Source organism: Ornithinibacillus scapharcae TW25 (genome assembly GCF_000190475.1).
Lineage (GTDB): Bacteria > Bacillota > Bacilli > Bacillales > Amphibacillaceae > Ornithinibacillus > Ornithinibacillus scapharcae.
In genome coordinates this window covers 39954-54587 of the sequence record NZ_AEWH01000050.1, presented here as the reverse complement: position 1 = coordinate 54587, position 14634 = coordinate 39954, and the positions used below count along the sequence as shown (strand labels likewise).

At 37.3% G+C, this 14634-nt stretch carries 15 protein-coding genes; 10 read left to right on the top strand and 5 right to left on the bottom strand.

From position 1 onward, the window contains the following. Window positions 1-5 precede the first annotated feature (5 nt). Complete coding sequence (locus G5W_RS0112850; protein ID WP_010097243.1) at window positions 6-1163, bottom strand: CaiB/BaiF CoA transferase family protein; 1158 nt, start codon at window positions 1161-1163, stop codon at window positions 6-8. A 417-nt stretch (window positions 1164-1580) separates the two neighbouring features. Further along, a complete protein-coding gene (gene mreBH / locus G5W_RS0112845; RefSeq protein WP_010097241.1) occupies window positions 1581-2588 on the bottom strand; it encodes a rod-share determining protein MreBH in 1008 nt (335 codons plus the stop codon). Between the two features lie 332 nt (window positions 2589-2920). On the opposite strand from mreBH, the gene G5W_RS24895 reads away from it, so the two are divergent. From G5W_RS24895 to G5W_RS0112825, 4 genes are all read left to right on the top strand, one after another. Next, window positions 2921-4057: a CAP domain-containing protein gene (locus tag G5W_RS24895; protein WP_010097239.1), complete on the top strand. Its 1137-nt coding sequence runs from the start codon at window positions 2921-2923 to the stop codon at window positions 4055-4057. 175 nt (window positions 4058-4232) lie between these two features. Continuing rightward, window positions 4233-4985: a lysophospholipid acyltransferase family protein gene (locus tag G5W_RS0112835; protein WP_010097237.1), complete on the top strand. Its 753-nt coding sequence runs from the start codon at window positions 4233-4235 to the stop codon at window positions 4983-4985. 111 nt (window positions 4986-5096) lie between these two features. Next, complete coding sequence (locus tag G5W_RS0112830) at window positions 5097-6092, top strand: glutaminase (RefSeq protein WP_010097235.1); 996 nt, start codon at window positions 5097-5099, stop codon at window positions 6090-6092. Between the two features lie 22 nt (window positions 6093-6114). Next, window positions 6115-6783, top strand: coding sequence for an SOS response-associated peptidase (locus G5W_RS0112825; protein ID WP_010097233.1), 669 nt, complete (start codon window positions 6115-6117; stop codon window positions 6781-6783). 143 nt (window positions 6784-6926) lie between these two features. On the opposite strand, the gene G5W_RS0112820 is transcribed toward G5W_RS0112825, so the two are convergent. Both G5W_RS0112820 and G5W_RS23975 read right to left on the bottom strand, forming a co-directional pair. Next, window positions 6927-8399 (bottom strand): sodium:solute symporter family protein, encoded by a 1473-nt coding sequence (locus G5W_RS0112820; RefSeq protein ID WP_010097231.1) that lies wholly within the window; start codon window positions 8397-8399, stop codon window positions 6927-6929. Between the two features lie 2 nt (window positions 8400-8401). Further along, window positions 8402-8575: a hypothetical protein gene (locus G5W_RS23975; RefSeq protein ID WP_010097229.1), complete on the bottom strand. Its 174-nt coding sequence runs from the start codon at window positions 8573-8575 to the stop codon at window positions 8402-8404. Window positions 8576-8864: 289 nt separating this feature from the next. Here G5W_RS23975 and G5W_RS0112810 point away from each other — a divergent pair, with 289 nt between their 5' ends. Continuing rightward, window positions 8865-9407 (top strand): transcription repressor NadR, encoded by a 543-nt coding sequence (locus tag G5W_RS0112810; RefSeq protein WP_010097227.1) that lies wholly within the window; start codon window positions 8865-8867, stop codon window positions 9405-9407. A 74-nt stretch (window positions 9408-9481) separates the two neighbouring features. On the opposite strand, the gene G5W_RS0112805 is transcribed toward G5W_RS0112810, so the two are convergent. After that, window positions 9482-10837: an alanine/glycine:cation symporter family protein gene (locus G5W_RS0112805; RefSeq protein ID WP_010097225.1), complete on the bottom strand. Its 1356-nt coding sequence runs from the start codon at window positions 10835-10837 to the stop codon at window positions 9482-9484. A 121-nt stretch (window positions 10838-10958) separates the two neighbouring features. Between G5W_RS0112805 and G5W_RS0112800 the strand changes: the two genes are divergently transcribed. The 5 genes from G5W_RS0112800 to G5W_RS0112780 all read left to right on the top strand — a co-directional run bounded on the left by G5W_RS0112800 (window position 10959) and on the right by G5W_RS0112780 (window position 14469). Continuing rightward, entirely contained in the window at window positions 10959-11429 is a 471-nt protein-coding gene (locus G5W_RS0112800) for a low molecular weight protein-tyrosine-phosphatase (protein WP_010097223.1), read from the top strand. 13 nt (window positions 11430-11442) lie between these two features. Beyond that, on the top strand, window positions 11443-11754 hold the full coding sequence (locus G5W_RS0112795; RefSeq protein WP_010097221.1) for a hypothetical protein: 312 nt from the start codon (window positions 11443-11445) through the stop codon (window positions 11752-11754). 123 nt (window positions 11755-11877) lie between these two features. After that, window positions 11878-12690, top strand: coding sequence for a YihY/virulence factor BrkB family protein (locus G5W_RS0112790; RefSeq protein ID WP_010097219.1), 813 nt, complete (start codon window positions 11878-11880; stop codon window positions 12688-12690). Between the two features lie 213 nt (window positions 12691-12903). Next, window positions 12904-13758, top strand: a complete 855-nt coding sequence (locus tag G5W_RS0112785) for a transporter substrate-binding domain-containing protein (RefSeq protein WP_010097217.1) — start codon at window positions 12904-12906, stop codon at window positions 13756-13758. 9 nt (window positions 13759-13767) lie between these two features. Further along, the gene (locus G5W_RS0112780) at window positions 13768-14469 is read left to right on the top strand and encodes an amino acid ABC transporter permease (protein WP_010097215.1); all 702 of its coding nucleotides are present in this window, start codon (window positions 13768-13770) and stop codon (window positions 14467-14469) included. The last annotated feature ends 165 nt before the right edge of the window (window positions 14470-14634 follow it).

The following is a 14634-nucleotide window of genomic DNA, read 5'->3' as shown; positions in this document are numbered from 1 at the left end:
CACTCCTATTTTTCCAAATTAGTTTTATAGTTTTGCAAAATTTCATCGTTATGTTCACCTGCATTAGGTGGATGGTGCCGTAACGTGACAGGGGTTCGGGAAAATTTTAAAGGACTTCCAATCATTTTGATGAGTCCCGCTGTTGGATGTTCCATTTCCCAGAACATATCTCTAGCAAGTAATTGTGGGTCTTCTGTAACCTCTTGAAGGTTTTGAATTGGCCCACAAGGAATATTGGTCCCATGGCATTTATCTAACCAGTAGCTAGTAGGTTTTGTAATTAGAATGTCTTGAATTAATGGGACCAATATGTCCCGATTCTTCACACGTGCAGGGTTTGTTTTAAAACGCTCATCCTCACTATATTGACTTTTTCCTAAAATAGTACAAAATGCTCTAAACTGATTGTCATTTCCAATGGCAATCACCATCTCGCTGTCCATCGTCTGGAAGGTTTGATATGGAACAATATTGGCATGGTGATTCCCGAGCCTAGTTGGTATCTTTCTAGACATTAAATAATTACTTCCAATGTTGATAAGCGCACTAACTGCTGTATCATATAAAGAAAGGTCTAAGCTTTGTCCTTTACCAGATTGGGTTCTCTCTAATAATGCAGCTTGGATACCGATTACAGCGTATAAACCTGTTAAGATATCCGTGATGGCGATTCCAACTTTTTGCGGTCCAGAACTTTCATCACCGGTAATGCTCATTAATCCACTCATAGCTTGGATGATAAAGTCATAACCAGGTAAATCTTTATAAGGACCACTTTCTCCAAATCCTGTAATGGAGCAGTAAACAATTCTAGGATTTACTTTCGAAAGGTCATCATAGCCAATTCCAAACCTTTCCATAGTGCCCGTTTTAAAGTTATGAATGATTACATCAGACTCTTTTACTAACTCGTAAATGGTTTGAATTCCTTCCGTAGTTTTTAAATCAATAGTAATACTCTTTTTGTTTCGATTTGCACAAAGATAATAAGCACTAACATCATGTTGAAAAGGCGGGCCCCATTTTCTAGTTTCATCACTACCACCGGGAGCTTCTACTTTGATAATTTCCGCTCCAAGATCGCCGAGAATCATGGTGCAATAAGGACCTGCAAGAACCCGAGTTAAGTCAAGAATTCGAACATTTTTTAAGGCTTCTGACACGACTACACTCCTTTCGTGGGCATTAAAAAAGCCAATTCAAAATGAATACAGCAAGATAGCTGTAATCCATCATGAACTGGCTTAGGGCTTGTTGAAACAGATCAGAAATTGAGCTGTGAACAAGCTAGGCAGTAAGGTTAAATAATAGAATACATGGAAAGGTCATGTGATATAACGTGGCAAACGTTTAAGCATGACTCTTACATTTAGTTTATTATATTCAGAAAAATATGTAAATGGGTTTTATGGTAATTTTGAGGCAATGGAGATATGAAGCGGGAGGAAAGCTTTTTCTTGAGCGCCGAGAAATATAGTCTCACGCGCCGAGAACATAGTCCCTGAGATTGCAAACATGAATTCCAAATACCAAACTATAGCTCCACATAAAAAAGGAGTTCACTAATGAACTCCTTTTAACTATTTCGCAGCTTTTTCTAATTTAGATATCATTTTTATCGCTTTTCCGGTACCTACCGCAACTGATTCTAATGGGTTGGATGCAAGTAGAACTGGCACGGATAATTCATGTGCTAACCATTCTTGCATACCTTTTAATAAAGCTCCTCCACCAGTGATCACGATACCGTGGTCAACAATATCTCCACTTAATTCTGGAGGACAATTCTCCAGTGTCACTCGAATTGCTTGTAGAATTTGTTCTAATGATTCTTTAATTGCAGCATAAACTTCTTTAGATGAAATCTCAACAGTCTTTGGTAAACCAGTGACCATATCACGGCCACGGATATCCATAAATTCCTCTTTATGATTTGGATGAGCATAAGCGATTTCCATTTTTACATTTTCGGCTGTTCTTTCCCCAATTAAAATATTATATTTCTTACGGATATATTGGATAATTTCATCGTCCATCTTATCCCCACCAACTCGAACAGAGCTAGAAGAAACGACTCCACCAAGAGATATAATTCCAATCTCAGCAGTACCTCCACCAATATCAACGATAACGTTTGCGATGGGCTCGTCAACAGGTAAATCAGCTCCGATAGCTGCAGCTACTGGCTCTTCAATTAAATGAACTTGTTTTGCTCCATAGCTTGTTACTGCATTATGGATGGCGCGTCTTTCAACGGTTGTACTACCAGTAGGTGTACATACAACCACAATTGGTTTTCTCATGGACATACCAAGTTGTTTACTGACCTTCTTTAAAAATGCCTTTAACATTTGTGCAGTAATATCATAATCCGCAATAACACCGTCTTTTAAGGGACGAATTGGCACAATATTTCTCGGTGTTTTACCTATCATTTCCTTTGCTTCTGCTCCTACAGCAACAACTTGTTTTGTATTAATATCGATTGCAACAACCGATGGTTCATTTAAAATAATACCTTTATTCTTTGCGTAAATAAGTATATTTGCAGTTCCTAAATCAATTCCGATCTCTGCGTTTGAAAACATAGTAAACTTCCTCCAGTAATGACGAATTTATTACGTTATAACGTTCTAATTCGACAAAAAATTTATGGGTGTAGATTGCCAATATAATTTATTATTTGCAAACAAGACAACATTATTAACAATTATTGGCTGTATATGCAATGTTTCATTTTATAAAAGCGTTACTATATTAAAATAAGATATAACGGAGATAAACTCAAGTTTCAATTGTTTTACATTTTTTGTCGATTGTAATAAAAATGGAAAATCTTTTGGCGGTTAATCGTGAGATAATGATTTTGTTAAATGTCGATTCATAGAAAATATAGGTGTTTTAATGGAGTGTATTGCAAATGAAACAGAAAATTATCCGCTTAGGAATAATATTCCTTTTATTCATACTTTATGTCATACCGGGATTTGCCCATGCAGAAAATAGAGAATTCCTGCGTTATTATTTTATCGATAATACATTTTATAAACAAGAAGTTCTAACTTTAGACGACTATTTCCAGCTTGGCATGTTTAATGAAAAAAATCAACTTTCTACTATAGATTGGCGTACTCTAAATCTTGAATTGTTAAAAGAAAGAAAGCAGAAGGAAATCAAAAAGGAATCTCATGCAATAGAATCTTCGAGAGTAAATCAAAAGAATAGTCAGGTCCCCGAGAAGGGAAACAAAGTCGAAGAACCATCGAAAAAGATCTATATAAACCAAGAGGCTTTTGAACAAGAGGTAATTCGCTTAACGAATATAGAACGAAAAAAACATGGTTTACAATCTTTAAAGTTAGATGAGAAGGTAGCTAAAGTTGCTAGGGCGAAGTCAAAGGATATGGCTTCTAACAACTATTTTGATCATGTAAGTCCTACCTATGGTTCACCTTTCGATATGTTAAAAGAATTTGGAGTGATTTATTATTCCGCTGGTGAGAATATTGCCAGAGGACAGACAACACCAGAAGAGGTTGTGAAGGCATGGATGGATAGTAAAGGACATAGAGAAAATATTCTTCATCCGGACTTTACTCATATTGGTGTTGGATTTATTGGAAAAGGCTATTATTGGACACAGCAATTTATTAAACGGATAGACAGTTCCGTAAGTCAAAAGACTTTTGAGCAACGTGTTATTGATTTGACTAATCAAGAGCGGAAAAAACATGGATTATCACCACTAATAATGAATTCAAAATTAGCAGATACTGCCAAGGCTAAAGCACTGGATATGGCCAAAAATAATTATTTTGACCATATTAGTCCAACCTATGGAACCCCATTTGACATGATGGATCAATTTGGGATATCCTACCAAACAGCTGGGGAAAACATAGCCAAGGGACAATCCACACCAGAGCAAGTGGTACAGACATGGATGGATAGTGAGGGGCATAAAGCCAATATATTGAATCCTGAGTTTACTCATATTGGAGTAGGATTTTCGAAGGATAACTTTATTTGGACCCAGCAGTTTATTGGTCAAAATTAATTCCAAGCATGAATAGCGATTAGTTAATCGCTATTCATGCTTTTTTGCAGGTAGGAAAGTATAATAGTCTTTCTCGCCCATATGTAAAACGAAGATAAAAACGGTTGGATGAATATTCCTTGAACCAATTCCTTTTCGAAGTATAATAATAATGTACAAGTAGGGGGAAACTAACATGTTATTGTCTATTAGAATTTATACTTATGCTGTTATATTAATCATTGGTAGTTTGTTTAGTTTACAAAAAGCTAAAAAATTATATCAAAGACCAACAACGAGTGCGGTTCGTTATGAGATATTTAAAACACCACAGAAAGTATCTGAAAAAGTGATTAAAAGTACAGGAACTACTGTTCAGGTAACAGGTAGAGAAAAGATTCCTGAAGGTGCCGTTTTATATGTAGCTAATCATCAGGGGTTGTTTGATATTTTAGCGTTTTTGGGATATCTTGGGAAACCAGTGGGATTTATCGCTAAAAAAGAAATAAATAAATTACCTATCATAAGAAAATGGATGAGTTTAATCCATTGTGTTTTCATTGATCGTGAAGATAGAAGGCAGTCGATAAAGGCGATTAATCAAGGGATAGAGAATTTAAAGGAAGGTTATTCACTAGTTGTTTTTCCGGAAGGGACTAGAAGTCGCGGAGAATCACTACATGAATTTAAGCCTGGTAGTCTACGTCTAGCAACTAAAGCTCAAGTGCCAATTGTTCCCGTTACGATTAATGGGACATATCGAATGCTAGAGGAAGGAAAAGGTAAAATACAAGGCTCTTCGGTTAGCATGGTTATTCATGATCCAATTCTACCAGAAGACTATGAGCCGTTAAAAAGTGCAGATTTAGCCAAGAAGCTTCAAGAGACAGTGGAAAGTGCATTACCATTTGCGAAAAAAAATGAAGAAAAAGAACTTATTAGGAAATGAATAAGAATAAGATTGGATAAAAAACAGTGTGGTAGAAATTGCCCACTGTTTTTATTCCGTAACGATACATACTAAATAAAGGCAATGAATTGAAGGGTGAGGTGAATTATAGTGGTTCAAGGTACTGTCAATTGGAATACACGTTCAGATAAAAAATGGTTGCAGGAGTACGTGGATGATTGGGTTGCATTTTACAGGAAAGCAGCGAAGGAAGGGGAAGTGGCATCCTATATCCCCATTTTAGCAGAGGCAAATCCAAAGCACTTGGGCATTGCTATTCATGGTAAGAATGGAATTAATATTACCTCGGGAGATGTCGGTATTCATTTTACATTGCAAAGTATCTCCAAGGTTATCAGTTTTATTGTTGCATGTATGGAAAGAGGGGTTAGTTACGTATTAGACCGAGTGGATGTCGAGCCTACTGGGGAAGCTTTTAATTCTATTATGCACTTAGAGATGAAAAGCTTAAATAAACCATTTAACCCTTTTGTTAATGCAGGTGCACTAACCGTAACCTCTATGCTAACTGGTCATTCACCAGATGAAAAACTTTCACCAATTCTAACACTATTAGAGAGAATGATTGGATACCGTCCAATGATTAATGAGGAAGTTTTCCGGTCTGAAGACGAGACTTCTGCCCGTAATAGAGCTATAGGGTACTATTTGCTCGAGACTGGATTTTTAGAATCGGATCTCGAAGTGACACTAGAAACATATTTCAAACAGTGTTCAATAGAAATAAAGGTTGCCGATTTAGCACAAATTGGGTTAATTCTTGCGAATGATGGACAGGATCCGAATAACGATGAAGAAATTATTCCTCGACAAATCGCTCGGATAGCAAAAGCGTTAATGCTAACATGTGGGATGTATGATGCCTCAGGAAAATTTGCTACCTATGTAGGCATTCCAGCAAAAAGCGGTGTTTCTGGAGGTATTGTCGCTGTTGCCCCACCAAGAGTTAGGCAAGGGGATTTTCCGTTTATGGAGGGTTGTGGTATTGGTGTCTATGGTCCCGCTTTAGAAGCAAGAGGCAATAGCATCGCAGGAATCAAACTTCTGAAACACATTGCTTCCCAGTGGGATTTGAGTATATTTTAATAGTGTTGAACGGAGGATTTGTATGTGTGGAAGATATACCTTGCTTGCTGACGAACTCGAAATACTGGAGGAGTTTGGGATTGAACGAGGAATCGAGAATTATCATCCTAGTTATAATATTGCACCAGGTCAAGATGTTTTGGCGATTATACATGATGGGAATGAAAAGCGTGCGGGCCACCTACGTTGGGGACTTGTTCCATCATGGGCAAATGATGAGAAGATTGGTTATAAGATGATTAATGCCAGAAGTGAGTCAGCACATGAAAAACCTAGTTTTAAAAAATTGATGGCCCGAAAGCGATGTTTAGTTGTAGCGGATAGTTTTTACGAATGGCAGGTTTCGGAAAATGGTAAGCAGCCAAAGCGAATTCATCTTGCTAATCGAAAATTGTTTGCCTTTGCTGGTTTATGGGACAAGTGGAATCATGAAGGGAAAAGTCTATTTACATGTACCATCCTAACACGTGAAGCAAATTCATTTATGCAAGACATCCATCATCGTATGCCGATAATTCTTCCAAAAGCATCCGAAGATCAATGGATTACACCGGAAACATTAAAGCCGATCGAAGCCCAAGAATTTCTTTATCAATTGCAGCCAGAAGAACTAACTGCATATAACGTATCAAGCTATGTGAATATCGCTAAAAATAATGATGAATCTTGTATTGCACCATTAGCGGATTAATATATTGATTTAGGGAGAAATACTAAAGATATAGAGGAATTCGCTAAAGCTTAGGGAGTCCTCGCAAAACATTATGTCAACTTATTATCTTTACATAAAGAGTCCTTGAACGATATAGGGTTCAAGGACTTTTCTAACACATATTAAGCTTGTTTTGCTTTTCGATGCTCTTTCATGAGGTTGACAAACTCTTCTGCTTTTTCTTTCGGTGCAGATGTTACCAGGCTTATTCCAATAAAAAGTACAGTTGAAAGGATTAATCCCCAAATGCCAGCCCCTAAATTAAATAACTTTGTGCCTGTGGCCTCTAGGATTAGAACGATAATCGAACTTATGACGACACTAGAGATTACTCCTGCAGCAGTACCGCGTTTCCAGAAGAAAGTTCCGATCGTAGCGGGGACGACCACAATTAATCCAGAGGAGGCGGCAACTGATAATACGGCAATTAAGTTCAGCTCTAGCTCTGCAAAAGCATAAGCCAATACCCCGATAAAAGGAATAACGATCTTACCAACTTTTAACTGTTTAGCATCGTCTGGTCGGCTTTTGATATTTCCATAGACATCTCGTGCGAACATAGAAGAAAGTGTAAGCATAATCGAATCTATCGTCGAAACTGCTGCAGCAAGAATTCCAACCATAACAAATATCCCTAATAATGGAGGAATGATATCAGACGATAGTAGACTTGGGGTAGCTAAGTCGGCTTTCTCCAAATCAGGGAACAGTTGCATAGCTGAGAATCCCCAAAGAACAGATACCAACGTATAAATCAGTCCAAAAACAAGAAATCCGATTAACATTTGTCGTAACCCCTTGAATGAATTAGGCATAAATAAACGCTGACTCACCTGTGGGTTAGAAATGCTAAAGAAAAACCAAGGAATTGTTAACCCTAAGAAAGTTAAAAAGTTAAAATAGCCATTGCCAGGTACGGCTAACATTTCAGGTTTGGTTGTCTCGATATTTTCAAAGAACTGATTAAATCCACCAAGTGAATTAACAATCAGAATAACGACTATCGTTGACGTAATAATCATGAAAATTGCTTGTAGAGAATCTGTCCAAACAACAGACTTAATTCCTGCAGTATAGGAGAAAAATAAAGCTAACACAATAGCGATAATGACACCTGCAGAAAACGGTATAGCATTATCTGTCATTCCCGCTAATAGATAACCTACTCCGGCTAACTGAACAGCACTATAAGGAATTAAGAATACACAGCTCATTATAGCAATTGACGCAGCTACTGCTTTACTTTGATAACGATCACCAAGCATTTCAGAAGGCGTTACATAACCATTTTTCTTTCCTGCTAACCAAAATCTTGGGCCGAAAATTAGAATTAACGATACTCCAGTAAAATAAACAATTTCGAATCCAAGTGCACCTACACCACCTTGATAGGTAAGGCCAGCTAGTCCTACCATCATAAAAGCACTATAAGTCGTAGCGCTGTAACTAAGTGCGGATAAGAAACCATTCATTTTCCGATTTCCGATAAAATATCCACTCATTCCAGAAAGGTTGCCTTTTCTAGATAATAAGGCAATGATAGAAGCCACAATAGTGTAAATAATAATTCCCCAAATGACGTAGCTTGTATTCATGATTATTCACTCCAATCCCTTGTTGCCATAACATTAGCAATGATAATTACAATACCGGTTATTGTCCAAAAAAGAAAACTACCTTGCCATGAATGTAATTCCGATAGAATTGTATACGGGATAATGTAGGCTAATATGATTATAAAAACAATTAAGAATCCCCAAAAACGTTTCATAGTCCATCTCCTTCATTTGATAAGTTAGTAGATTTTGTTCGCGAACAGGAAAGAAAAAAGTTCTTATCAGCTCTAGTATGCAAGTGGCGAGCAATGCGAAATATACCTGTTATGTAACATTTTTTTACAGGTGTCTTTACACATATATTTACACACTGAAAAAGAAAAAGCAATTGTTTTTTCGTCACTATTTTTTCAAATTACATAAATGTAGTCGTAGGGTATAATAGATAAAAAGCTGTAACGTTATTGTGTAATACAGAAGAAATATTATACGGAGGGTTGTAAAGTGAAAGGAGAAACAAATAAAATTTTAGGTGATAAAAGAAGAAGCTTAATCTTAGAATGGTTAATAAATAATCAGGAACCTATTACAGGTAAGGAACTGTCAGAGCGGACAAAAGTAAGCAGGCAAGTAATTGTTCAAGATATCTCTCTATTAAAGGCGACAGGTGAACCGATTATGGCAACTGCAAGGGGATATGTTTATTTGAAAGAGAATAATAATTTGGGGCATGTGAGACGTACTATCGTTGTAAAGCATACTGTGGAACAAACTGCAGATGAGCTTTTTACACTTGTTGATTATGGTGTAACCGTACGAAATGTCATGGTAGAACACCCAATATATGGTGATCTGACAGGGTCACTAATGATTAAAAATAGACGAGAAGCGAAAGAATTTTTAAAAAAATTAAATAGCACAGGTGCAACACTCTTATCTAAATTAACAGAAGGGGTACATTTACATACAATCGAGGCAGAAGAAGAAGTGCAGATTGAAGAGGCCTGTGAGGCATTAAGAAAATTAGGAATATTATTGGAAAGCTAGGTTTATAGATAGTAAAAAGGGACAATTCCCTTGTTAGGGGAACTGCCCCATCGCAATATTGATTAGAAACGTGATTAGGATGCTTTTCCGAGTCGTTCTTGCTCCTTTTCCTTCTTTGCAACTTCCAGGAATTTCTTCGTCTCATATACAACGACACCAGAAAGCCCTAATATCCCAATTAAGTTCGGAACTGCCATCAATGCGTTCATGATGTCTGAGATACCCCATACAAGATCGAGTGATTGTACGGCACCTAAGAAGATGGCAGCTACGAATATCGCACGGTAGATTGGAACTGCTTTGTCATTAAATAAGTATGAAAAGCACTTTTCCCCATAGTAAGCCCAACCGACAAGTGTAGAGAAGGCAAATAGTACAATTCCAATTGTGACGATAAATTCACCTGTCTCTCCAAGGAATAATGCAAAGGAAGCGGATGTTAATGGCCCACCCTCTAAGCCACTGCCTGCTAAGTCAGCCATTACAATCGTGATTCCAGTGATAGAACATACAATAATCGTATCGATAAAAACTTGAGTCATAGAAACTAAAGCTTGTCGACCAGGGTAATCCGTTTTGGCTGCAGCTGCAGCAATAGGTGCTGATCCAAGACCAGCTTCATTAGAGAATACCCCTCGTGCTACCCCGTAACGAATGACAGTACCAAGTATACCACCTGTAACGGCACTACCTGTGAAGGCATCTGTAAAGATTAATCCAATTGCAGAAGGGACAATATCAAAGTTCATCACAATAATAACTAGTCCACCCAGTACATAAAATAAAGCCATTATTGGTACAAAAAAAGCCGTAACTTTTCCAATGCTTTTAATTCCACCTAGGATAACCAACCCTGCTAAAACCGTTAACGTAATTCCAGTTACCCATGTAGGAATACTAAAAGAACTTTCCAATGCATCCGATACTGAATTAGACTGAACCATATTCCCAATTCCAAATGCAGCAATTGCTCCGAAGATAGCGAAGAGAATTCCGAGCCACTTAGCATTTAAACCTTTTTCTAAGTAATACATTGGTCCACCAGACATTTCACCTTTGCTGTTTTCTACTCGGTATTTAACAGCTAAAATTGCTTCTGCGTATTTTGTTGCCATCCCAAATAGAGCTGTAGCCCACATCCAAAAGACAGCACCAGGTCCACCTAATACAACAGCAGTAGCAACCCCTACAATATTCCCTGTACCAATCGTTGCGGCCATAGCGGTTGTTAAAGCCTCGTAATGACTGATATCACCTTTTGATGCTTTATCCTGTCTCTTGGGGCTGAATGCCAGCCTGAGTGCATAGGGGAGCGCGCGAAACTGCAGAAAACCTAAACGTAATGTTAAATAAATACCGGTTCCAACTATCAAAATAAGTATTGGCGGTCCCCAGACAAAACTACTAATTTGATCAATGATTTTATCCATGAATCTCCCTCCCTTTTGTCCTATTATAGATATAATATTTAGAAGATTCAATAAAAATTACAACTCGTTTTATGGATATCAATTGTTGGATTATAATAAAGGTAAAAAGGTTGTGGATTATATGATACAAGTATTGTTCGTTTGTCTTGGTAATATATGCCGCTCTCCTATGGCGGAAGCAGTGTTTCGTGATTTGGTGGTTAAAAATAATTTACAAGACAAAATAAGAGTAGATTCTAGTGGGACAGGGAATTGGCATACTGGGGAACCTCCGCATTCAGGTACGAGAGAAGTGCTTGATAGAGAGAAAATATCCTATAAAGGTATAAAAGCAAGACAGGTTTCCAAAAATGACTGGGACGATTTTGATTATATTATTGCAATGGATGACCAAAATATAAAAGACCTACGAAAACTAAATCCACAAGAAAGTAATATTGTCATAGCAAAGTTAATGGATTTTGTTGAGGAAGCAAAGGAAAATAACGTCCCTGATCCATATTATACGGGAGACTTTGATTACACATATGAGTTAGTGTTGGAAGGTTGTTCTAATTTACTGTCACATATTAAACAAAAACATAGCATGTAAAGGAGCGTTACTCATGGGAAAAAAGCGTTTAATCACAAGTATTGCAATTGGTGCGGCAGCAGGTGGCATTGCCGCATTATTTGACTGGGATACAAGAAACTATACGAAGCATAAACTAACTAATATGAAGGAAAAATCGGTAGATATAGTTAAAAATCCAACTGTTTCTATTCATAACGCAAGAATTGCTATGGAGGAATTTAGTGAAAGCTTAGCATATCAAACGGAAAATGCTGCGAATGCATTAGAACAAGTTGAAAATACGTTAGCTAAGGTTACTTCAAAAACGAAAAGATTGGAAGGGAACAGCAATATTATCAGTTAGCGATATTCGAATTGAGCGAGTAGGACAATGATTGTAAACGAAAAAGAAGTCCGGCACAAACAGCCAATCCGCGTGGGCTCATCACAGGAGGAGTCCATGCGATTCTTCTAAGGGGGTTCGAGCTTGGACCAAATAAAATTATTTTTAAAGAAGCTGATTGGGCGAATACTTGAAGAGGAAGCTTTTGGCTTATCTGCACAATTAGCTTATTTTTTTCTCTTATCACTTTTTCCTTTATTAGTAGTCGCGATTACCTTGGTGGGTTATCTTCCTATAGATTCTAATATCCTCATTCGCATGCTTTCTCAAGTGGCCCCTACAGATTCGATGGCACTAATCGAACAGAACGTCGAGCAATTAGTTTCTCAACAAAATGGACAACTTCTATCGATTGGTATAATCGGGACATTATGGGCCGCTTCTAATGGGATAAATGCCATCATGCGAGTGTTAAATAATGCATATGAGGTTGAGGAGGACCGGTTATTCATTGTCTCTCGCTTGATTGCTATTGTATTAACAATTGCAATGCTAGGGGTACTAGTACTGGCGCTTTTATTACCGATTTTAGGAAGAATGATAGGTGTTTATTTATTTTCTTTCTTTGGCTTATCAGAGGATTTCTTGCATGTATGGGAAATGCTTCGGTGGGTGTTTACATCGATTGTATTCTTTATTGTGTTTATATTTTTATATAAAATTGCGCCGAACGTAAAATTAAGATTTCGCGATGCATTCTGGGGAGCTTTATTTTCAACGGTAGCATGGCAATTAACATCTTATGCTTTTTCTTACTATGTATCGGAATTAGGTCATTATTCTGCTACATATGGAAGTTTGGGTGCAGTTATTACTTTAATGATATGGTTTTATCTTTCAGCATTTATTGTCATAGTAGGTGGGATATTAAATGCGACAATAAGTAAGATATGGTAGACAAAAGGAGGGAGTTTCTCTCCTTTTTTGTAGGTTAAAATAAGGATTACTGTCATGGCTAATATTCGATGTAAATTTATATTGTTGCATAAAGTTCTATATTAATTCAATAACAGTTAATACCTTCAGTAATCTTTATTTGATTATATTTTATAAGACTGTTACAATTTATATTGTTTGAAAAATATAACAGATTAAAAGGGGGATATCTTCTTGAAAAGATATGGTATTTTAGCTATTTTAGTTTGTGCGATTCTTACATTAAGTGCTTGTGGAAGCGATTCCGAGGCTGACGGTGAGAAAAAGGTTGAGGATGAAATTTGGGCTTCTATCCAGGAATCTGGCGAAATAGTTGTCGGAACAGCTGGAACTCTTTTCCCTGCCTCTTACTATCCAGAAGGATCAGAAGAATTAACAGGCTATAATGTAGAGGTTTTTCGAGAAATTGCTAAGCGTCTAGATGTGGATGTTAAGTTCGAGGTAATGGGCTTTGATTCCATGCTTTCAGCACTACAAAGTGGTCGTGTCGATATCATTCAAGCAGGACCTAGAGAAGCTAGTAAAGAGAAGTTTGCTTTTTCAGAGCCTGTAAAATATTCCTATGCAACGATGATAGTTAGAGCAGATGACTTATCTGGTATTCATACCCTAGAGGATTTAAAAGGCAAAAAAGCAGGTGGAGCTGCAACAACCGTATATAGTGATATTGCACGAAAATTTGGTGCGGAAGTAATTACTTATGGAAATGTTACCAATGACGCCTATTTACGAGATGTTCATAATGGACGTACAGATGTTGTTATTAATGATTATTATTTACAGAAATTAGCAATCACTGCATTCCCAGAGTTTAATATAACATTACATCCAGAATTAAGATTCCATCCAACAACTAATAATGTTGTAATGCAGAAGGAAGCTACTGTTCTATTAGAGAAAGTGAATGAAGTCATAAAAGAAATGAAGGAAGACGGTACGTTAACAGAGATTTCAGCTGAATTCTTTGGAGGTCTTGATGTTTCAAAAGAACCTGAAGAGGAAGTCATAGAAATCGAAGGCGTTGAATAAGGTGATTGAATGTTTCAAATAGATCATGTGCAGTTGCAGAATTTATTTGACTTCCAGTTAGCGTGGGAGAGCCTACCTTTCTTACTTCAAGGTGTTCCAATGACCATCATGTTAGCAGTTATTGGTATGATAATAGGTTTAATCCTAGGGTTTTTTATAGCATTAGGAAGAAATTCGGATAATATTGTACTTCGCTGGCCATCTCGTGTGTATATATCATTTATGCGAAGTACACCGATTATCGTTTTCCTCTTTTTAATTTATTATGGATTACCGATTATAGGGATTAACCTTACTGCTGTGTTAGCTGCATGTATTGCTTTCGGTCTGAATAGTGCAGCATACATAGCAGAGATCTACCGCGCAGCTCTATCCGGTGTCGACCGTGGTCAATGGGAAGCAGCAAAAGCACTAAATATTGGCTACTGGAAAGCAATGCGAATTATTATCTTGCCACAAGCGATTCGAATTGCCATTCCTCCATTGGCTAATGTGTTCTTAAGTGTTATGCTTGGCACGTCATTAGCAGCGATAATCACGGTGCCAGAACTATTTCAACATGCCCAAATCGTTGCAGGCCGTACGTTTGATTCCATGACAATGTACATCCTAGCAGCATTAATCTACTGGCCGATAGGAATTGCAATATCGATATTACAAGATAGACTAGAGGTCAGATACGGCAAATATATAAAACAGGAGACCCGGTAGGTACCAGGTCTCCTGTTTTTTGTATAAAGTATCGGAAATCACAGTATTGTAACAAGTTGCATTTCTCCGGATGATAGCGGCGGAAACACGTTAAACTGTAGCTGACAGCTCTTCTCAAAGGCAAAATAACAAATAAACCCGCGAAAATGTAGCTGATATATATCC

Bases quoted from the DNA above. Each gene is read 5' to 3' on its own strand.
- G5W_RS0112780 (WP_010097215.1), top strand. From the start codon at position 13,768: ATGTTTCAAATAGATCATGTGCAGTTGCAGAATTTATTTGACTTCCAG.
- G5W_RS0112835 (WP_010097237.1), top strand. From the start codon at position 4,233: ATGTTATTGTCTATTAGAATTTATACTTATGCTGTTATATTAATCATT.
- G5W_RS0112805 (WP_010097225.1), bottom strand. From the start codon at position 10,837: ATGGATAAAATCATTGATCAAATTAGTAGTTTTGTCTGGGGACCGCCA.
- G5W_RS23975 (WP_010097229.1), bottom strand. From the start codon at position 8,575: ATGAAACGTTTTTGGGGATTCTTAATTGTTTTTATAATCATATTAGCC.
- G5W_RS0112820 (WP_010097231.1), bottom strand. From the start codon at position 8,399: ATGAATACAAGCTACGTCATTTGGGGAATTATTATTTACACTATTGTG.
- G5W_RS24895 (WP_010097239.1), top strand. From the start codon at position 2,921: ATGAAACAGAAAATTATCCGCTTAGGAATAATATTCCTTTTATTCATA.
- mreBH (WP_010097241.1), bottom strand. From the start codon at position 2,588: ATGTTTTCAAACGCAGAGATCGGAATTGATTTAGGAACTGCAAATATA.
- G5W_RS0112795 (WP_010097221.1), top strand. From the start codon at position 11,443: ATGGGAAAAAAGCGTTTAATCACAAGTATTGCAATTGGTGCGGCAGCA.
- G5W_RS0112825 (WP_010097233.1), top strand. From the start codon at position 6,115: ATGTGTGGAAGATATACCTTGCTTGCTGACGAACTCGAAATACTGGAG.
- G5W_RS0112800 (WP_010097223.1), top strand. From the start codon at position 10,959: ATGATACAAGTATTGTTCGTTTGTCTTGGTAATATATGCCGCTCTCCT.